Genomic DNA, 20179 nt, shown 5'->3' on the forward strand with positions numbered 1-20179 from the left:
TGACACTGTGGCACCCGTCAAACTATTCGGTAAGGTCGCGGATGCGTTGCCCAACAACGGTCGAAATACCGTCACGATGCATCGACACCCCGTAGAGCGCATCCGCAATCTCCATAGTGCGTTTTTGGTGGGTGATGATGATCAGCTGGCTCGACTCGCGCAGATCTGCAAACACCTCGAGCAACCGCCCCAGGTTGGCATCATCCAGAGCCGCCTCCACCTCGTCCATGATGTAGAAAGGGCTCGGACGAGCCTTAAAGATCGCCACCAGCAGCGCCACCGCGGCAAGCGAGCGCTCACCGCCCGAAAGCAGCGAAAGCTTGTCGATCTTCTTACCCGCCGGACGAACCGCCACTTCTATACCGGTAGTCAGCAGATTGTCGGGATCGGTGAGTCGGATATCGCCGGCACCGCCAGGAAAGAGCGTGGGAAACACCTCATGGAACGCTTCGCGGGTGTCGTCGAACGCGGTCGCAAACACTTCCTGCATCCGAGCGTCGATATCCGAAACAATTTTCATCAGGTCGGCTCGGGTGCGCAGCAAATCATCGAGCTGCTCTTGCAAATAGGCGTGCCGCTGCTCCAAAGCCGAAAACTCCTCGAGTGCCAGCGGGTTGATGCGGCCAAGCTGCTGCATTTCGCGTTCGGCGCGCTTGAGTCGGGCCTGCTGTTCAGCACGATCGAACGGTACGGTTTCGATCTCGACATTGATGGCTGCAGCGGGCTCGGTTTCAGTGGGATCGGCTTCGGCGGTCTCGTCACCGGTGGCTTCGGCAGTCTCATCGCCTGCGGTTTCGATATTCGGCGCAGGCTTCCCCTCGATAGTCGCCGCATCTGCTGCCAGCTGCGCCGCCACCTGCTTCGTTGCCTCAGTCTGCGCTCTGATCGCGGCACGCTTCGAGGCCGCCTCCGACACTGCCGCATCATCGAGTGGCACCGGCTGATCGGGCCCATACTCGGCAACCAGCACAGCTTCCGGCAGCGATAGTTCACTGGCTGCCCGCTCGAGCAGGTTCGACAGCTGCAGCTTGCGCTCGTAAATCTGCAGCTCGAGTGCGTGCACATCGTCGGTAATTTCCTGCACTCGCTTGCGCAGCTGTGCCTCTTCAGCACGCAGCTCACGCAGCTCGAGATCCTGCGCTTCACGGGCCTGCTCGGCAGCCGCAAGCCCCGTACGCGCCTCGGTCACGCTGCGCTCGAGCGAAGCCAATAGCGGCGGAATAGCCCTAAGCACCCGCTGGGTGCGGGCCAGTTCGGTTCGACGCACCACCTGCTCGCGCGCGGCCCGGTCGGCGGCTTCCTGTTCGGCCTCGCGTTTGCGCTGCAGCTCGGTCACCCGCAACTGTTCTGAGCGCATCCGCTCACGCAGCGTCTCGAGAGCCAGCCGCGCCTCAACCTCCGCTTCACGGCAGCGTTCGAGGGCATTTGCAAACTCGTCGCGACGCGAGGCATCGAGCATCGGCCGCGGCTGCTGCTCGTGAATGGCAAGCGCCTGCTTCGCCTGGTCAGCTTTCGTCTCGGCCTCATCAACATTCCCGGCTGCGAGCCGGTACGATTTCTCGGCTCGGTCGAGCTCACCCCGCGCTGACTCTACCCGGGCCCGTGCCCGGTTCAGTGCCTCGCGTCGCTTCGCGAGCTCAGCATCAAACCCGCGCAAATCGGCCAACGCCACTTCGGCGCGTTCTTTCGCTGTCGCCAGTGCCGCACGCCGATCAGCCAGCTGCAGAGCGATGCGGTCGACCTCGGCATGCACCTGCGTCAGCTCGCCGGTTGCCCGCTCGCGTTCTGCCACGAGCGCAATCCGGCTCGCGCCGGGCTCCTCATCGGCGGCCACACCCGAGGTGATCAGAGTGGATGCCGTGAGCACGTCGCCGCGCAGCGTGACAATCTGCGCGGCAGCCGGCAGCAACTTGAACGCGCTCGCCGCCAGCTGTGCATCCGGCAGCTCGGTCACGAACACCGTGGCGGCAAGCATCCGCTTCGCCGCAGGCACTCCCGAAACACTGTCGCTTGCTGCCACCGGCCGCTCACCCAACACCTGTTCGAGCCGGTCAATGAGCTCAACAGCAATGCCATCGCGTTCGGTATCGACCAGTTCGGCAACCAGCTGCACCTGCCCCAATTGACTGGCAGCATCCGCGAGCGCGTACAGTTGTGCTGCTCCGGTGGCGAGCAACGCATCCGCAAATCCACCCAGCGCGGCGGCAACGGCAGTTTCATACCCAACCGTGACGCGCAGGTGGTCGCTCACCCGCCCGGCAATCCCGTTCGGATGCGCGGCCAACAGCGCCTCGGCACCGTCATTCACCTCGGCTGCCAGCGCAAGGGCGGTGGCACGGGCATCGAGAGCGTCACGCTCGCGTTCAAGTTCGTGCAGCTGGTCGCGCAGTTCATCCACCGCCTGCTGCTCATCGCGCACCACATCTTGCGCCAGCTCGTAGGCGTCATCAAGCCCAGACGAGTCGGCCTCACCGGCGGCGGTATCCGTCTCAACTTCTGCCAGCTCACGCTCGGCTGCTTCGAGCCGCTCAGCTGCCGAGCGGCGCATGTTTTCGCCCCGCAGCACCTCGCCGCGCACCGCGGCGAGCCGCCCGGCAGCGGCATCCGCCTTTCCCTGCAGCTCGGTGCGTTTGAGATCGTGCTGCGAGAGCAGTGCTGATTGCGCCGCGATCTCGCGGTCGAGCTCGTCAAGTTCGGTGCGCGCTCGCTGGGTGTCGAGCTGTGCTTGCTGCCACGCCTGTTCGGCTGCTGCTGTGCGCTGCTGCAGCTGCACGATCTCGCTGTGGGCCCCATCCAGCTGCTGTGCGCTCACCGTCACCTGCAGGGCAGGCTCGTCGAGGCGGGTTTGCAACATCGACTCGCGCTGACCGGCAAGCAGCTGCAGATTGTGTAACCGTTCACGAACGCTCTCAAGGTCGAAAGCCACCCGACGCGCCTGATCAACTGCGTCGCCACGCTGCGCGGCCTGCAGGTGTTCGATGCGCAGCAGGGTGCGATCAAGTTTCTCGCCCAGCACCATACGCTCGGTCGAGCGAGCCTGCTCGGTGTTATTAGCATCGCGCAATTGGGCGCGCAACGTCACCACCTCATCGGCCATCAGCCGAGCCTTGGCATCGCGCACAATTGCCGCGATGCCCTGCGCCCGACGCGCCACCTCGGCCTGGCGCCCCAGCGGTTTCAGCTGGCGACGCACCTCGGTCACCAAATCGCGCAGCCGCTGCAGGTTCTGTTCCATGCCCTCGAGTTTGCGCACGGTTTTTTCTTTGCGGCGGCGATGTTTCAAAATGCCCGCCGCTTCTTCGATGAATCCGCGCCGTTCTTCGGGGCTGGCGTGCAGCACGCTGTCGAGCCGGCCCTGACCGACGATTACGTGCATTTCGCGGCCAAGACCCGAATCGCTCAACAGCTCTTGCACGTCGAGCAAACGCACCTGCTGACCGTTAATGGCGTATTCGCTGCCGCCCGAGCGGAACATGGTGCGTCGAATGGTCACCTCGGTGTAGTCGATCGGCAGCGCACCGTCGCTATTGTCGATGGTCAGCGACACTTCGGCGCGGCCGAGTGGGCCACGGGTGGCGGTCCCGGCAAAAATAACGTCTTCCATTTTGCCACCGCGCAGTGTTTTTGCGCCCTGTTCGCCCATCACCCAGGCGAGCGCATCCACAACATTTGATTTGCCCGAACCGTTCGGGCCGACAACACAGGTGACGCCGGGTTCGAACTCGAGCGTGGTGGGTTTTGCGAACGATTTAAACCCCTTGAGCGTCAGGCTCTTGAGGTGCATACCTAAACCCTTAATGTGTGTCAATGCTGGCCGCACGGATGCGTTGTTCTGAGTTTACCGGCGCAGCGACGCACTTCGGCGTCACCAGGCCGCATCCCGGCAGTAGCCTGAAAGCACACATTCCCGGAAGGATGGCTTTGATCGACTGGCTGAATATCACCCGCACTGTCGCGGTCTGCATCCTGATGGCGGCCGCCGCAACCTGGCTGCTGTGGCATGCAAAGGCTCGACACGGCTTCGCGCCGCTGATCGCGGTGGTGCGCGCGGCCGCCCAGCTGGCGGCACTGGTGGTCATCTTGCAGTTCATGATCACGAGCGTGTGGTGGGTGCTGGGGTGGCTTGTGGTGATGTTGGTGGTGGCGGTGCTCACCTCCACCCGCAGCATTGGCTTCGACCGCACCGTGCTGCGGGCGGTGTTTTTCGCAATGTTGACCGGTGCTGCCACCGGGGTACTGGTCGCGTTTGCGACCGGCACAGTGGAGTTTGGGCCCCAGTATTTGCTTGCGATTGGCGGCATCGTGATCGGCAACTCGATGACCGTTGCCACGCTGTCGGCAAAACGGATGCGCGAACAGCTGGCAGATCACCGGGATGAGATTTTCGGGTGGCTGGCGCTTGGTGCAACCTTGCGCATAGCCACCTCGCGCTTTCGAGCCGAAGCAGTTCGACTCGCCTCAACCCCAAACATTGACCAGTCAAAAACAACCGGTCTGGTGGTGCTGCCAGGGGCGTTCACCGGTGCCGTGTTTGCCGGAGCAAGCCCGGTTGAGGCAGGGCTGTTTCAAATCGTCGTGCTCGCAACCATCATGCTCTCGAGCGCGATCACCGCGGTGCTGATCACCGAGCAGCTCGGTGCACCACAGCAGCTGCCGGCTGCAGAGGGCAGCGCTGCTGCCTAGCGCGGCGGCACTCGTCAGCTGTGCCGCTACGCGGCTTGTGGTCAGCTCTCGTGCGGCAGTTCGATGCGAACGGTCACCCGAGGCGCGGGCGGGCTTGAGCGTGGCGGCCCAAAGATCGAGTTATCGCGCGATGTGCTCGATTCTTCATCGGGCACCGCCCCGTCTGGCGCATCACCGGGCGCATCGTCGAGATCGGGCTCGTTGCGTTCGGCCTTCACACTGGGGCTCGGCATTTGTGCCCGGTCTGCCGCGGGAGCGGTATCAGACTGTGCCGGAGCGGTGCTGCTGGGTTTTTCTTCGGGTTCGAGCACGGTAGAAACCACGGGCGCAAGCACACAGCCCGAAAGCACCGCCGTCACAAACGCGGCAACGGCGGCGACTCCAAGCAGCCGTCGACCAACATTCGCTTGCGTGCGCATAGTCATGAGCGTAGTGAGCCGCCACCCGAATTGCATCATGCAATAGGACTAGCCCCGTGCATCCAATAGCTGATGGCCAACAAAATGTGCACTGTGCTACCGCTCAGCGCAGCCGCTGACAGCGCGGGCACACCCCATCCATCGCGGGTTCGCTACGGCAACAGGTCCCAGAACTGCTTGCAGGCAGGCATGGCGTGGATCACGAGCTCCGAACCGCTCTCGAAGACCAGGACGACGGTCTCCAACAGCCGCAACTTCGTGTCGAAGCCGAGCCGAAGTTCGCGGTGCGGCCAGTCATCATCATCGAGTGGTTCGATCCACTGCGACCAATAGGCTGCCTGGATGATGTCCTCAGGTTCGAGCCCGTGCTTGAGAGCGCTCGGATGCAGCTTCATGCCGCGAACGCAGCTAAGGCCTGGCGAATTGCCTCGGACCGTGACACCTGCCTTGCCCTGGCAATGGCATCCAGCGCAGCCAGCTCCTCCGCCGTCAGACGCACAGCCACGACCTGCATGGGTTCAGCCCCACGACCGGGACGACCTCGCCCACGTTTTTTTAGCAGCTCGACGTCGTAGCCAGCCTCGGCTTCGTCGGCCCACGCCTGGATCTGCTGGTCGGTGACCTCATTCTCCTTCATGGAAATATCGTAAACGAAATACTGCGCAGAAAGAAGGCCAGATTTCGGATCAGAGCGGTCACAGCACCAGGGTCGTGAGGGGTCGAGCCAATCAAACGAGCTCAGCGCAGCCGCTGACAGCGCGGGCAGCGGAACGATGACCGGTTCGCAAATGACTCGCGCAGCAGCAACCGCCCGCAGCGGTCGCAAGGTTCACCGGCTCGACCATAGGCGTGCAGGCTGCGGCTAAAGTATCCCGATTCACCGTTGACGTTCACGTACAGCGAATCAAACGAGGTGCCGCCCTCGGCAAGCGCCCGCTCAAACACTGCGCGCACTTCGCGCAGCAGCTCCCCCGCTTTGCGTGTCGAAACCGTATTCGCCGGCTGCGCCCAGTGCAGGCGCGCCGCCCACAGCGCCTCATCGGCATAGATATTGCCAACGCCCGAGAGCACCGACTGGTCGAGCAGCACGGCCTTGATCGCCCGGCGTCCGCGCCGCAATCGCGCGGCCGTCTCCGCCGCATCAAACTCTGGGTCGAGCGGGTCGCGGGCAATATGTGCCACCTGCGACGGAGCGCCGGATGCGTCCAGCGAGTCGATTGCCAGCGATCCGAATCGGCGCTGGTCAACAAATCGCAGTTCGTGTTTGTCACCTGCCGCTGTCGCCAGCCGTAACCGAATGCACAGCTGCCGTTCATCGGGCGCGCCAACGGGCTGGATGAGCAGCTGTCCGCTCATCCCCAGATGTGTCATCAGCGCGCGAGTGGGCGCACCAGCATCTGCCAGCGGCAACCAAAGAAACTTGCCGCGCCGCCGCGGTGCCAGCAGGGTCTGCCCCTCAAGGCGGTCAACAAAATCGAGGGCATCGCCACGGTGCCGTTTCAGCGCCCGCTCATCGAGCACCTCAACCGCCGTCACCGTTGCACCGGTTACGAAGCGTTGCAGGCCGCACCGCACCACCTCAACTTCGGGAAGCTCGGGCATACCAGCTACCGCTTACGGTGCGGCGTTCCGGTGACCTCGTGCCAGGCGTCGAGGGCTGCGGCTAGCTCGGCCTGTTTCTTCGTTGTGGCCACACCGGTGGTGCGCAGCACCACGCTGTCGCCACGGCGCACCTCGAGCTGGGCGGTGAACACCCGATTGTGGTCGGGGCCGGTGCCAGTCACCGTAAAGTGCTGCGTACCGCCACCATGCTCGGCAAGTGCCTCTTCGAGTGCTGTTTTCGGGTCGATTGCGGCACCGAAGCGGTTGGAATCGTCTTTGAACGGTGCAACCAACCGCAGCACCAGCGCATCGGCCGTTTCGTGGCCGCACGATAAATAGGCGGCACCGATAATCGCTTCCACCGTATCGGCCAGAATCGAGTCTTTATCGCGACCGCCGGTGATGCGTTCACTCTTACCGAGGTAGAGGTAGTCGCCCAGGTCGAGCCCGCGAGCAATCTCGGCGAGCGACACCGCTGATACCAGCGCGTGGTGCCGTCGCGACAGATCACCCTCTGAGAGTTCGGGATGGTCGCGATACAGCATCGTTGCCACCGCCAAACTCAGCACCGAGTCGCCCAAGAACTCGAGCCGCTCATAGTCGGGCACCCCGTGCTCATAGCCGTACGACGAGTGGGTGAGTGCCTGCTGCAGCAATCCGGGAATGAACTCGACCCCGAGTGTCTCCGCCAGTTTCGCTGACGGGGCCACCTCGGGGTCGGGAGTTACTGAGTGCTTGGCCACCGACTAGGCGTCCGCGATCTTGCGGCCCTTGTACTCGTAGTGCGAGGGGTTGCCGGCGGCATCCTCAACGAGCTTGGCGCGGTGCGGGAGGCTGTAGGTAACCTTGCCGTTTTCGACGGTCTTCACGAGCGTGGGGGCGGTTGCCTTCCACTGCGAACGACGCGAGCGGGTGTTTGAGCGGCTGAGCTTGCGCTTGGGCACTGGCATTGTTTGATTCCTGTTCTAGATTTTCGGTCACTACCGAGTCTGGCTGCTGGCGGCTATCTAACTTCGCCGTCCAGGTGTGGGCTGCGGCGGCGCGGTGCACATTGCACGCGCTCGGCCGGATGCGGATCAGCGGATCGATAATCCCAATCGCACCTTCAACACATTTGCGCCCGGCACAGCCGTCAATCTTACGCGAGATGAGCGCCGCACGCGACCCAGACTCTACCTCGAACGCTATTTTTCGCGGTGATCATCGGTGAGCGCATCCGATCCGAGTAGACCCTGCAGCTTTGCCCAGCGGGGATCCACTTCGGCTTCGGGCTCGGGCAGCGGTTCAACCAGCGGTGTGCCGTCGTTCGGGTTGAGCCCGAGACAGTCTTCTTTGCACAGTGGCTGGAAGGGCAGTTCGAGCACGAGCGTGTCGCGCAGCGGGCCTTCGAGGTCGATTTCTTCACCGCGCACGAAGTAGTCAAGCGATTCATCCTGCTCATCAAGCCCGAACAGCTCGGTAACCTGCCCCAACCACTCTCGCTCCAAGGGTTGTAGACAGCGACTGCACTCCCCCACGAGCGTGGTTGCGCATTCGGCGGTGGCGAGCACGCCGTCGACGAGAATCTCGATGCGCAGTTCGATCGTCAGTTGCGTGCCGGCGTCAAGGTAGAGCAGCCCCTCGCCGATGCGTTCGGGCACCGCGAAATCGAGGGTGAGCTCTTCCATGGCTCCGGGGCGGCCAAGCAGTGTGGCCACATTTACAACGTATGGAGAGGTTGGCATGCTCCAAGTCTACGCAGCGGTGCCGAGATGCACGGGTGGCCGATCGGCTAGGCCGCGTTCGGGTCGCTATCGCCCTGCAAGAACTCGGCCACCACCGGCGGCACATACGGTGACACATCTCCGCCGAGCCCGGCGACCTGCCGCACCAGCGAGCTTGACACGTGGGCGTGCTGCGGGTTGGGCATCATGAACATGGTTTCGATGCGACCGAGGTGCCGGTTTACGATCGCCATCGGTGTTTCATAGTCGACATCGGCGGCCGAGCGGATGCCTTTGACGATCACACTGGCGCCCACATCGGTGCAGTAATCAACTAGCAGCCCCATACTCCACGAACGAACGATGACATTGTCGCGTGGCACCCCCATCGCAATCGCGCGTTCGATGAGGTCGACGCGACGGGCAATTGGCAACATCGCCGATTTGTCGGGGTTGTGCACCACCAGCACGTGCACCTCGTCGAACACGTTGGCGGTGCGCGTGATGACGTCGAGGTGCCCCAGGGTGATCGGATCGAATGATCCCGGAACGACAGCGATTTTGCTCATGGCTGCAATGCTATTTGCCATTTCCCGAATATCACCAGGATGTGACGCTTCGGCCGCAACTATTGCTACGCGTTAAAGAGCGTGTCGCCAATGAAGCCACCGGCAGTAGCTGCTGGCGGAATAGCGAACACTGCCGACCCCACCGGCACCGTCCAGGTGTTCAGCAGATCGCCCTCGTCGAGGCGCTGCTGAATCGGCACGAACTGTTTGACCGGGTCGGCCTGCAGCGAACCAAACAGCAGCCCCGAGTCGGACACTTGGGCTCCCATACCGCCAACACCCGAGACCGGGTGGTCGTAGTTGTAGGTGTGGCGCACGATGCGAATATTGGGGTCGTCAGGGCGAGCCCGGCGAATATGGCTCATGGGGTTAATCACCGTGAACCCCAGTGAAGTGCGCGCGTTGAAGTCGGGCTCATCATGCTCTTTGACGCCGGTGAGTGGCGCACCGGTGTCGAGGCGACGACCAACGGAAGCTTCGCGGCCCGGCAGGTCAACCTCATCCCAGGTCTCCAAGTTCATGTGGATGCGTCGCAGCACGAAACTGGTGCCGTCTACAAGCCAGCTCGGCCCGGTATCGCTAGTGATCCACATCAGGCGGTCGTATTCGTCACTGTCGGGGGCGGCATTTACGGTGCCGTCGAGCTGTCCGAACAGGTTTCGCTGTGTGGTGTTTTCGGGCAGACTGCGGTGCGCGTTGCGGAAGCCGGTTTGTTGCCAGCGAATAGTTGAATAGGCACGCACGTCTTTCAGCATCATGCGCTGTGCGTGCGCAACGGTGAGTGGGTCGTCGCCCGCCACCAGGATCAGCAGATCACCGTGACTCCAGCGATCTTCGAGCCGGTCGATCGAAAACTTTGGTAGCGGCGCTAACCATTCGGGCTTCCGGTTCGGATCAACCCGATCAACCAGCCCCGGACCAAAACCAAAAGTAATGGCGAGGTTAGCGGGTATTTCTGCCATCGAGGGTTCTTGATCGCCCACCGGCGCGGTGCCCGCCATCAATCGATGGGCATCATTGCTGAGGATTTTCAGCAGTGAACGGATGCGGTCGCGGTCAACATCGGGGGCTAAATCGACCCCGATGAATACTGCGTGTGCCCTAGGCCGGTCAAGGCCTGCCTGGTGCCGACCCGCGGCGATCGTACGTGAGCGTCCGAACTCGGCCGACTCGGCGGTCGCCGCCCGCACTGCGGCGGCAGCACCGAGCGTGGCAACCGCCCCGACACCAACGCCGGCAGCTCCTGCGAGCACATCGCGTCGACGAACCCCAGCGCTGGGCTGGGCTTGCGCATCCGTTCTCTGCCGTTCAGTCACTTAGTGGCTAGTCTCCTCACCCATTTCGCCGTGACCGTCGTGATCGCCTTGGCCGTCGTGGTCACCATGGTCCATGTCGCCGTGACCGCTGTGGTCCATACCACCGTGCGGGTTGTTCCCCATCGACCCATCGGGCGCGTAGGTCTCCTTACCGCCGGTGTATTCCTTGGCTTCGAAGGTGACGTCGGCCGTGGTGCCGTCAGCGAACTCTAGGGTGACCTTCACCTCGTCGCCGGGCATGATCGACTTGTGCAGGTGCATCAGCATGATGTGGTTGTCACCGGGTTTGAGCTCGAGCATGGCGCCGGCGGGAATCTTGAAGCCACCGTCGACCTCTTGCATCATGCTCGAACCGTCAGCTTCGACGACGGTTTCGTGCAGTTCTACCATGCCGGCGATTTCTGCCTTGGCACCAACGATGGTGACCTCGGCATCGGTGTCGTTCTTAATCGTGCCGAAGGCGCCGGTCATCTTGTGGTCGGTCTGGTCAATATCAACGGCTTTGATCCAGGGGTCGGTTACGCTAACGGGGCCCGCTTCGACGACAGCGGCGGCCGCGGCCGTGTTCTCGGGGTCGGTTTCCTGGGCACCACAGCCGGTCAGGGCGAGGGATGCGGCAATTGCGGCAGAGATAGCGAATGCACGATTTGCACGCACAGGCAGTTTCATTTGGATTGCTCCTCATTGGTTTCACTCGTTTGAGCGATGGTCACCGAATCGGCCGAAGGGGTGCCATCGGCCGATTTGCTGTGGCGCGAGGCCCGCACGATCACAAACACCACAACCGCCGCGATGATGGCTCCGACACCGACCACAAGGGCAATAATAGGCCCGGCGCCAGACTCCGAATCGTCACCGGAAACAGCTGCGCTGGGAACGTCGGTGACGACTTCGCTGCCGATGGCAAAGTGGATCGCACCGGATACTGGGTGCCCATCTTCTGACACCACGCGCCAGTTCAACACATACGCACCCTGCTCGAGATTGATCAGGGGCTGCGTGACTTTACCTTCAGCCACATGCGGTGGCTCAGGCAGCTCGATGTAGTCGCCGGTTTCGGCGTTGAGTAGCGCCACTTCGGTACCCAGCTCGAGAATATTTCCCGAAAACGACATTGTCACCTGCTCGGGGGCCGCGTCGAGCGAGACCCCATCGGCAGGGTCAGAATCGACCAGCCAGTCGTGAGCCGATGCGGGTAACACCGCGTTGATTGTGAATGCGATTGCGAGCATTGCGGTTGCGATCACTGCGGCGAACACGCGCCAGATGCGCGTTGCAGCACGATCCCCTCGCTCCAACAGCATGTGGGTAACTCTACTAGATGTAGTAGAACTGGGCAATTTCCCTCCAACGACCCCGACAGCAAGACCAAGCCAGTCATCACATCATCTCACCGATCCGCCACAGGCAGCAGCGAATCATTGCGCGACCAGCATATTTCTAGCTTCGGTTTATCCCATCTGCAGATGCGCCCGCTCGCCCGACCCAAGTCGAGCCACCGCATCCCGCAGCGCCGGATGTGCCGCGAGCGTCGGATCGGATGCAACGATACGCTCCGCCTCGGCGAGTGCCGCCGCAATAATCTCGGTATCGCGAGTCACCCGCAAAAGCCGCAGCGATGACACCCCTCCCGACTGCGCGGTGCCGAGCACATCACCCTCGCTGCGCAACTCCAGGTCGCGCTCGGCAAGCTCAAACCCGTCGAGCGTTGCCGCCACCGCAGCCAAACGCTCACGCGCGAGGGTCCCAGCCGGCGCACCGGTAACCAGCAGCGCCAAGCCAGCGTGTTCACCCCGGCCAACACGGCCACGCAATTGGTGCAGCTGCGACACCCCAAACCGGTCGGCATCCAACACCACCATGACACTCGCATTGGGCACGTTCACCCCAACCTCAATCACGGTGGTGGCAACCAGCAGATCAATATCTCCCGCCGCAAACTCACGCATCACCAAGTCTTTTTCGGCAGCATCCATCGCACCGTGCAGCGGCGCCAGCCGCATACTGGCAAACTCGGGTAACCGCTGCAGGTATTCGAGCACCTCCACCACATTGGCAATCGGTCGCCCCTCACCGGCCTCAGCACGCACCTCGGCAGGATCAATGGCCGGGCACACCACAAACGCTTGCCGACCGCACCGAATTTCTTCGGCTGTTCGCTGCCACACCCGCCCAAACCAACCGGGATGCTCGCCGGTGGCAACGACAAACGATTCGATCGTGCCGCGCCCGGCGGGCAGCTCACGCAGCGTCGAAACCTCAAGATCACCGAACACGGTCATCGCCACCGTGCGCGGAATCGGCGTGGCGGTGAGCACCAGCGTGTGCGGCTCGGCGGCACCACCCTTTCGACGCAGCGTCTCACGCTGCTCCACACCAAACCGGTGCTGCTCGTCGACCACCACCAGGCCAAGGTCGGCAAACTCAACACCCTCACTCAACAGTGCGTGCGTGCCCACCACAATCTTCGCGTCACCGGTCACCAGGTCGAGCATCGTGCGCTGCCGTTCACGCCGCCCCAACGAGCCGGTCAACAGCCGCACCCCCAGCTGCCGAGTGAGTTCGGGCCCAAGGGTGTGTTGAATCGACCGCAGGTGCTGACCGGCGAGCACCTCGGTGGGGGCGAGCAGCGCCGACTGTCCGCCGCTTTCGGCCACCTGCAGCATGGCACGCACCGCCACCAGCGTCTTTCCCGACCCGACCTCACCCTGCAGCATCCGATACATGGGCGCATCCGCCGCCAGATCGTGAGCGATAGTCTCGCCCACGCGCTGCTGATCACCGGTGAGCGCAAACGGCAGCGCGGCGTCGAATTGCGCCGTCAACCCATCACTAGCACGAACTCGGCGGGTTGCCACCCGCGCGTGATTGCTGGCGCGCTGCTGCGCAATCACGGTCTGCAGCTCGAGCGCCTCGGTAAATCGAAGCGCCTGTTGAGCAGCTGCCAGCTGCTGCTCATCCTCGGGATGGTGAATCGCCCGCACTGCCGCGTCAAAACTCAGCTCGCCACGCTCGTAGCGCAGCTGCTCGGGCACCGGATCGGGAAGTTCGGGCACCCGCTCGAGCACCAGCTGCACCTGCTCGGCAATATCCCAGGTGCGCACCTTTGCGGTGGCCGGATAGATCGGCAGCAGCCGCCCAGCACCCCAATCAGCGGCCGCGGCCACCGCATCCTCGTCGTCTGCTAACAGGCGGTAGTCGGGCTGAGTGAGCTGCAGATCCGTTCCATAGCTGCCCACTTTGCCACTGAACATGCCCACGGCGCCCGGGGTGAGTTCGTTGACGCGCCACGGCTGGTTAAAAAAGGTCAGCTGCAGCGTGTCTCGACCGTCGCCAATCACCGCCTTGGTGAGCGAGCCGCGCCGATTGCGCATCGGGTTCGATTCGCAACTGATCACCGTCGCCACCACGGTGGCGTATTCGTCTACCACTAGATCGGCGATGCGGGTGTGTTCACCGCGCTTAGCGTAGCGACGCGGCAGATGCGCAAGCAGCTCGCCCACGGTTTGCACCGAGAGCGCGCGCTCGAGCCGCTTCGCGTCTTTCTCGTCGAGCACCCGCTTGAGGGGCAGCGCGAGCGGAGTTTCAGCTTTGTCGGTCATCGTTTCGTCCGCCCGCGGCGCCCGTTCGACCGGCGACGAGCCTTCGACGCGCGTAGTGAGGCCGGTCGGCGCTGAGCGCGACGGCGCACCTCGGGTGTGCACACCTCGGCGATCGCCTCGCACACCGTGCGCACATCCGCCTCGGTGGGATAGCGCGCCGTCGCATCTGGCTGCGCAAAAGCGGCATGATCCCACACTGCGCCCAACCGCTGCAGCGCGGCACGCACCTGCTGCAACTGGGCATCCGGCAGCGGCGTTTCGCTGCGCTGCAGCTGCCGCAACAGCTGCTGACATTCAACGCCGATCGTGCCGCGGCGCAGCGTAAAGCCGTGATCGATTGCCGTGGCTCGAATTTCGCGCCAGGCAGCAGCCGAGGCATGCAATTCAGCATCGGCACCGTCCATCGGGCCGCTCGCACCCGAACGTACCCGTTCAAGTCGAATGCGCCGCTGTCGCTGGCGCAACCAACCCGGAAGCCGCAGTAGCAGCACAAACACAACCGTAATCACCAGCGCCCTGGCGATAATCGGCCACCACTCACCAAGGTCGACACCCGGAGCCGACCGGTTGTCGGCGGTATCGGGTTCGGGAGTCTCGGTGGGAGTGGGCGATTCGCTCGGAGTCGGTGTGGGAGTGGGGGTCGGTGTAGCAGTGGGGGTGGGCGGAGCAGCCGTCGGGCTCGCCTCGGTTTCGGTTTCATTCGAGGCGCCAGGCTGCGGCGCCGGAATTTCTCCCAGGCCCGATGCCGGTGTGGTTTCAAACGGCACCCAGCCGTATCCGGGCACCCAGAACTCGGCCCAGGCGTGCAGATTATCGCTTGTCACCTCGAACACCGGCTGCCCCACCGGGTTGACGCTCGATTGCGTACCGGGGGTGAACCCCACCTGGATGCGGGTCGGGATACCGAGCATCCGCCCCATCACCGCCATCGAGCTGGCAAAATGCACGCAATAGCCACTGCGCATCTCAAGAAAACGGTCGATAACCGCAACGCTCGTGCCGTCGTAGCCACCCGAAACGGGGGCACGCTCAGAATAGTCAAACGCCCCGCCGGTGAACCACTGCTGCAATTGCAGCGCCTGGGAGTACGGGGATGCGCCCGGGTCGACCACCTCGTTCATCGCGGCGCGAATATTGCGGAGCCGGTCTTCATCAGGCAGTTCAAGATAGGGGTCGAGTGCGGTTGGATACTCGGCATGAATCGACTTCAGTTCGTCATCGCTTGGCCGCAGCGGCGCCGTCGTTACGTGATACGACTGTTGCAGTGACTCGCCATCAACCTGCCGCACATCGCCGCTTGTTTCATCGCGGCGATAGTCACCCGATACTTCGGCATAGCTGTCGATGGCGGTGAAATGCGGCAGATAGGCCGAGACACCGGGTTTGAGAATGATGTTGACATTCTCTTCGGTGCCGCGGTGCCAACCATCCGACTCGAGCTTCTGTGGCGGCAGCACCGGCTGTTCGGTGGGTAGCGAGCTATCGGCGGCAAACTCGCGCGGTCGCCACTCACTGCCGTCACTGAAATCGCCGAGCGAAACGAGCGAGAGATATGGCAGCGTCCCCTCAGTTTGTGAAGTGGCGTAGCTGAGCATTGTCACGGGTTTACCGCGGCGCAGATCGTCACCCAGGTCGATGATGGGGTTGACCCGATTGGTTGCCAGCGAGGTGGTCGGGGCAACCGCATCCCACCACAGCCCGGATGCCGGCGGCAACATCACCGCTACGAGCGATCCGACAGCGAGCGCCGCGAGCGCCGACACCGCACCCGGAACGAGCCCACCGGCACCTCGGCGGTCGGCCGCGTAGCCGAGTTCGGCGCGAGCCAGGTCTTCACAGGCGCGCGCCCAGCGTGCCGAAACATACAGCAGCACCAGGATGAGTGCCAGCACCGCAAGCCATCCCTCTAGTGGCGCTGCGGGGCGGCCAACGGCGAGGTTGAGCACCGGGAACACCAGCATCGGGATGGTTGCGGTGAGCGGTGCCCGCAGCGCGAAGGCACACAGATCGACCAGCACCGTCACGATCAGTGTGAGTACGACCGCCATGAAGGTCACCGCGGGTGAGTCTTGTAGCGGTGGCAGATCGCTTGCCAACTGCTGCACAAACTCGCCCACGCGCTCGCCCACCGCGGTGAACACTCCCAGCGGCGATGTGGGCTGCGCCGCGATCACCAGCGTGATGAGCACCGTGGCATAAGCGGCCAGCGCCGACCAGCCAACTGAGGCGGTGAGTTGGCGCACCAATTGGGCGACAAGCAGCACCGCGGCCGAACCCAATACCGCCGGTATCAGCCACTGCGGCGACGAGGTGATGGGGGTCAGTAGCGCTGCTGCGGCGGCGATCAGCGCGGCCAGAGTCATGACGAGCGGCCACGAGCCGCGGGCGGCGGCTTCGGTGGCGCGGTCGCGCAGCAGCGGGCTGCGGCGAGGATGCAGCATGGTCAGTGCGCTCATGGTCGTACCTGCCAGGGATCGCGAGCGGATGCATCCATACCGACCACGCGCCAGCCGGCGCGGTCGAATCGGGCGGCTTCGCGGGTGGCCAGGGGCACCTGGGCTGCCTGCCGGATGAGCACGGCTACCGCGCTGCCGGCGCCTGCGGCAAGTTCAACCAGGTCGGTGGGCGCGGGGTGTTTACGTACGAGCCCCACATACACCACCGGAGATTGTTTCGGTGGTAGGGCCGGTAGCGCTTCAGCATCGCTGGCGGCCGGCTGCACCAGCATGTATCGGCGCATCACCTCATCGAGTGGTGCGGATGCCGGGGTGCGGATTTGATCGAGCGTTGCGCCCTCGAGGTCGTCGGACGGATGGGTGGTGTACACCTCGGTGTCGTAGCCGAGGTCGTGTAGCCGTTTGTGCACCGATGCGGCAACCGAAACGGCCAGTTCAAAAGCGGCTTCGCTGGCGCCCGGTGCGGTGTCGAGCAGCACTCGCGCGACCGTTTCACTGTGGTGTTCTTCTTGTCGCACATGTAGCTCGCCCACGCGCGCGGTGGCACGCCAATGCACGCGCCGCATGGCATCGCCGCGGCGGTATTCGCGGGTCATCACATCATCGGCTTCTCCGGCATGGCCGAGCGCCACCTCGGTTTCGATGCCCTCCCGCTGTGCGGGAACTTCGAGCGCCGTAACATCGCGGATGCTCGGCCACACCTCAATGGTTTGCGCGTTGCCAAGTTCGCTCACCCGGCGGGTTACCCCAAGCCCGTCAATATGTTCGAGATAGAGGGGGCCGACGGTTTGGATACCCCGGCGCAGTTCGCTGAGGCCGTAGGCAATTCGGCTGCGACGTCGACCTTCGCGCGGATGCCACCGGCTGCCGATGGCCCGAAGCACACCACCCACCGAGCGGGCCTGGGCGCCGGTGATGGTGTCGGCATAGGCTGCCGCGGGAAGCGGCACCACCGACTGGTTTTGTACTTCGATAACCACGCGCAATCGGTCGCCTGCCGAGACGGTTGCGGGATACACGGTGCGGGTGGTCTCGAGCCGCGGTGGGAAGATCACCCCGAGCAGATACACCACCACGGGAACCGCGGTGAGCACCAGTCCGCAATAGCGCAGCGGCTCGTGATTGAACAGGTCGGCTGCTAGCGCGAGCAACACGCCGCCAATAAGTAGCCCCCACCCACGGCGGGTGAGGCGCAATCGGGTTTCTGCCCGCACCGCCATTACGCTCCCGTGGGGGCGGGCACCTGCCGAGCGATCTGTTCGAGCACTCGAGCCGCGTCCTCGAACGAGCTGGCGACCCTACCGCCGCGGGCGCCAAGCACTAGGCGGTGCGCGAACACCGGAATCAGCAGCTTACGGATATCGTCGGGCACCACATAGTTACGTCCGGCTACCGCGGCCGCCGCTTTACCGGCCCGCAGCAGGTGCAGGGTGGCGCGCGGGCTCACGCCTACCCGCACTGCCTCGTGTTCGCGGGTGGCGCGGGCCAGGTCGACGATGTACTGCTTGACGCTGCCGGCAACGAAAATATCTTGCACCTGGCTAATCGCCTCGCGAATCTGCGCCGAGCTCACCACCGGTTCGAGCTGTGCGAGCGGATCGACCCGGTCGCGGTCTTCGAGCATGGCGAGCTCGGCGCCGCGGTTGGGGTAGCCCATCGACACGCGCGCCATGAATCGGTCGCGCTGCGCCTCAGGTAGCGGGTAGGTGCCCTCCATTTCAGACGGGTTCTGGGTGGCAAACACGGTGAACGGTTCGGGCAGCCGGTGGGTGGCGCCGTCGACCGAAACCTGCCGTTCTTCCATGCACTCCAGCAGCGCCGACTGGGTCTTGGGCGAGGCGCGGTTGATTTCGTCACCGATCACAATGTTGGCGAACACCGGGCCGGGCTGAAACTCAAACTCGTTGGTGCGCTGGTTGTAGATCGCCACACCGGTGACATCGCTCGGCAGCATATCGGGGGTGAACTGGATGCGGTGCACATCCGCAGACATGGCCCGTGCCAGGGTTTTTGCCAGCACGGTCTTACCAACTCCGGGTACGTCCTCAAGCAGCAGGTGCCCTCCGGCTAGCAGCACCGTGATCGCCAATTGCACTCGATCGGCCTTGCCGATGATCACCTGTTCGACTGCCTCTCGATAGCGGGTAATGAGGCCGAACAGTTCGGTCGGGGCGTCGGGATGCGTCGTCATGCTGTCCATCTTACGATCGAGCCATGACGCGAATCATTGCGGGCACTGCAGCTATGACTCGGCTCCGGGTGCCGGCGCACGGAACTCGCCCAACTAGCGACAAGGTGCGCGAGGCACTGTTTTCGGGGCTGGAGGCGAGTTTTGAGTTCGCGGCTGCTCGCGTGCTCGACCTGTATGCCGGTTCTGGTGCGCTGGGGCTCGAGGCGCTTTCGAGGGGAGCCGAATCGCTGGTGCTGGTGGAGCGTTCGCGGCAGGCGGTCGAGGCGCTTCACGCAAATATTGCGGCGGTGCGGCAGCGAGTGGCTGCGCCCGCGCGGGTGGCTGCCGAATCGGTGCAGTTTTTTTTGCGGGCGGCAGCTGGCGAGTTTGATCTCGTGTTTATTGACCCGCCCTATGAGTTCGACAGTGCCACGATCAGCGACGATCTGGCACTGCTGTTGCCGCTGCTGTCACCGGATGCGCTGGTGGTGGTCGAACGGGATGCGCGCTCAGGCGAACTCGAGCTCCCTACCGGGTTCGCAATGTGGCGGCAGCGCCACTACGGCGAAACAGTGCTGTTTTTTCTCGAAGTCAGTGCGGTCGAAACCAGTCAGCCCGGGTCAGCGTGCGGTTGAACTAGGCGGTAACGCCAACAAACGGATCCCAACCCATCGGGTCGACCGGTTCGCCGTCAACGCGGATGCCGCATCCCGACCGCACCGTGCCGATGCGCCGGAACGGCGGCGGCAGCTCGGCATCGGCCACGAATGTTGCCAACAGCGAGTGGTCTTCACCGCCGCCGAGCACGAAGCGTTCGGCAAGTTCGGTGCCAAAGCGTTCGGCAAGCCGCGCGATATCGGCGTGCAGCAGTTCGCGACTGAAATCGAGTGCCACGCCGGATGCTGCAGCCAGGCGGTGACCGTCAAGCAGCAGCCCGTCCGAGAGGTCCATCATCGCGGTAGCGCCCGAAACCGCGGCGGTCACTCCGGCGGTGATCGGCGATTCGGGTGCCAGCTGCGTGGCAACCAGTGGATCATCCACCCCGCCAAACAGCAGGTGTAGCCCGGCAGCGGCAAGACCGAGCGTTCCGGCCACTGCAACCTGATCGCCAGCGCGCGCCCCCGAGCGGGTGATCGGGGCTCGCCCCTGCAGATCACCGAAAGCGGTCACCGAGATGGTGATGTGTTCGGCCGTGGCCAGATCTCCACCAACAACCCCGCATTCGGGCGCGAGTCGCAGCAGCTGCGCGGCCACACCGTCGGCAAACTCAGTAACCCACGTAACCGGCATATCTCGTGGCACCGCCAGGGCGATCACCAGTGCGGTCGGGGCCGCGCCCATCGCCGCGATATCCGACAGGTTCGTCGTGACGGCTTTGCTTCCCAGCTGTCGTGGCGTCGACCACTCGCGACGAAAATCGGGGCCCTCGATCATCGTGTCAACCGTCACCGCGAATCTGCCGTCGGGTGCGGCCACAATTGCCGCATCATCACCGGGGCCAAGTAGTGGCGTGCCGGTGGGGATACGCGCCAAAATTTCGGCGAGCACTTGCCGCTCCCCCGCCTGCGAGACGGTGAGTGTCTCGGCTGCGATGTTGTTTGCGGATGCGGTGCGGCGCGGTGATGCGGTCATGCGGCTACGGTACCGCGGCGAGCGCCC

Annotated in this window: 19 protein-coding genes; 2 read left to right on the forward strand and 17 right to left on the reverse strand. The window is 63.8% G+C overall.

The features are described from left to right. Window positions 1-22: 22 nt before the first annotated feature. Window positions 23-3784, reverse strand: a complete 3762-nt coding sequence (locus RQ865_RS03625; RefSeq protein WP_311477616.1) for an AAA family ATPase — start codon at window positions 3782-3784, stop codon at window positions 23-25. 137 nt (window positions 3785-3921) lie between these two features. On the opposite strand from RQ865_RS03625, the gene RQ865_RS03630 reads away from it, so the two are divergent. Continuing rightward, the gene (locus tag RQ865_RS03630) at window positions 3922-4683 is read left to right on the forward strand and encodes an ABC transporter permease (protein ID WP_311477618.1); all 762 of its coding nucleotides are present in this window, start codon (window positions 3922-3924) and stop codon (window positions 4681-4683) included. A gap of 41 nt (window positions 4684-4724) precedes the next feature. On the opposite strand, the gene RQ865_RS03635 is transcribed toward RQ865_RS03630, so the two are convergent. From RQ865_RS03635 to RQ865_RS03705, 15 genes are all read right to left on the reverse strand, one after another. Beyond that, window positions 4725-5102 carry a hypothetical protein gene (locus RQ865_RS03635; RefSeq protein ID WP_311477619.1) on the reverse strand — a complete coding sequence of 126 codons (378 nt, stop codon included), beginning with the start codon at window positions 5100-5102 and terminating at the stop codon, window positions 4725-4727. Between the two features lie 152 nt (window positions 5103-5254). Continuing rightward, complete coding sequence (locus RQ865_RS03640; RefSeq protein ID WP_311477621.1) at window positions 5255-5497, reverse strand: toxin; 243 nt, start codon at window positions 5495-5497, stop codon at window positions 5255-5257. Continuing rightward, window positions 5494-5739, reverse strand: coding sequence for a CopG family transcriptional regulator (locus RQ865_RS03645; RefSeq protein ID WP_311477622.1), 246 nt, complete (start codon window positions 5737-5739; stop codon window positions 5494-5496). Before RQ865_RS03645 ends, RQ865_RS03640 begins: the two co-directional genes overlap by 4 nt. Window positions 5740-5840: 101 nt before the next feature. After that, window positions 5841-6704, reverse strand: a complete 864-nt coding sequence (gene mutM, locus RQ865_RS03650; protein WP_311477624.1) for a bifunctional DNA-formamidopyrimidine glycosylase/DNA-(apurinic or apyrimidinic site) lyase — start codon at window positions 6702-6704, stop codon at window positions 5841-5843. Between the two features lie 5 nt (window positions 6705-6709). Beyond that, entirely contained in the window at window positions 6710-7447 is a 738-nt protein-coding gene (gene rnc, locus RQ865_RS03655) for a ribonuclease III (protein WP_311477626.1), read from the reverse strand. 3 nt (window positions 7448-7450) lie between these two features. Then, a complete protein-coding gene (rpmF, locus tag RQ865_RS03660; RefSeq protein WP_201517404.1) occupies window positions 7451-7654 on the reverse strand; it encodes a 50S ribosomal protein L32 in 204 nt (67 codons plus the stop codon). Window positions 7655-7888: 234 nt separating this feature from the next. Further along, window positions 7889-8428 carry a YceD family protein gene (locus RQ865_RS03665; protein WP_311477629.1) on the reverse strand — a complete coding sequence of 180 codons (540 nt, stop codon included), beginning with the start codon at window positions 8426-8428 and terminating at the stop codon, window positions 7889-7891. 47 nt (window positions 8429-8475) lie between these two features. Then, window positions 8476-8976: a pantetheine-phosphate adenylyltransferase gene (gene coaD, locus RQ865_RS03670; RefSeq protein WP_311477631.1), complete on the reverse strand. Its 501-nt coding sequence runs from the start codon at window positions 8974-8976 to the stop codon at window positions 8476-8478. 65 nt (window positions 8977-9041) lie between these two features. Then, window positions 9042-10292: a Dyp-type peroxidase gene (locus RQ865_RS03675; protein ID WP_311477634.1), complete on the reverse strand. Its 1251-nt coding sequence runs from the start codon at window positions 10290-10292 to the stop codon at window positions 9042-9044. Continuing rightward, the gene (locus RQ865_RS03680; protein ID WP_311477636.1) at window positions 10293-10961 is read right to left on the reverse strand and encodes a copper chaperone PCu(A)C; all 669 of its coding nucleotides are present in this window, start codon (window positions 10959-10961) and stop codon (window positions 10293-10295) included. After that, window positions 10958-11596, reverse strand: coding sequence for a copper resistance protein CopC (locus tag RQ865_RS03685; protein ID WP_311477638.1), 639 nt, complete (start codon window positions 11594-11596; stop codon window positions 10958-10960). Before RQ865_RS03685 ends, RQ865_RS03680 begins: the two co-directional genes overlap by 4 nt. 147 nt (window positions 11597-11743) lie before the next feature. Next, the gene (locus RQ865_RS03690; RefSeq protein WP_311477640.1) at window positions 11744-13894 is read right to left on the reverse strand and encodes an ATP-dependent DNA helicase RecG; all 2151 of its coding nucleotides are present in this window, start codon (window positions 13892-13894) and stop codon (window positions 11744-11746) included. Beyond that, on the reverse strand, window positions 13891-16350 hold the full coding sequence (locus RQ865_RS03695) for a transglutaminaseTgpA domain-containing protein (RefSeq protein ID WP_311477641.1): 2460 nt from the start codon (window positions 16348-16350) through the stop codon (window positions 13891-13893). Before RQ865_RS03695 ends, RQ865_RS03690 begins: the two co-directional genes overlap by 4 nt. After that, window positions 16347-17570 (reverse strand): DUF58 domain-containing protein, encoded by a 1224-nt coding sequence (locus RQ865_RS03700; RefSeq protein WP_311477642.1) that lies wholly within the window; start codon window positions 17568-17570, stop codon window positions 16347-16349. The genes RQ865_RS03695 and RQ865_RS03700 overlap by 4 nt, the downstream gene beginning before the upstream one ends. Then, the gene (locus RQ865_RS03705; RefSeq protein ID WP_311477644.1) at window positions 17570-18541 is read right to left on the reverse strand and encodes an AAA family ATPase; all 972 of its coding nucleotides are present in this window, start codon (window positions 18539-18541) and stop codon (window positions 17570-17572) included. Before RQ865_RS03705 ends, RQ865_RS03700 begins: the two co-directional genes overlap by 1 nt. A gap of 23 nt (window positions 18542-18564) precedes the next feature. Between RQ865_RS03705 and rsmD the strand changes: the two genes are divergently transcribed. Further along, on the forward strand, window positions 18565-19155 hold the full coding sequence (gene rsmD, locus RQ865_RS03710; RefSeq protein ID WP_311477645.1) for a 16S rRNA (guanine(966)-N(2))-methyltransferase RsmD: 591 nt from the start codon (window positions 18565-18567) through the stop codon (window positions 19153-19155). 1 nt (window position 19156) lies between these two features. Here rsmD and RQ865_RS03715 read toward each other — a convergent pair whose 3' ends face one another. Continuing rightward, window positions 19157-20152: a thiamine-phosphate kinase gene (locus tag RQ865_RS03715; protein ID WP_311477646.1), complete on the reverse strand. Its 996-nt coding sequence runs from the start codon at window positions 20150-20152 to the stop codon at window positions 19157-19159. Window positions 20153-20179 lie beyond the last annotated feature (27 nt).

The organism is uncultured Gulosibacter sp. (assembly GCF_963509965.1).
Classification (GTDB): domain Bacteria; phylum Actinomycetota; class Actinomycetes; order Actinomycetales; family Microbacteriaceae; genus Gulosibacter.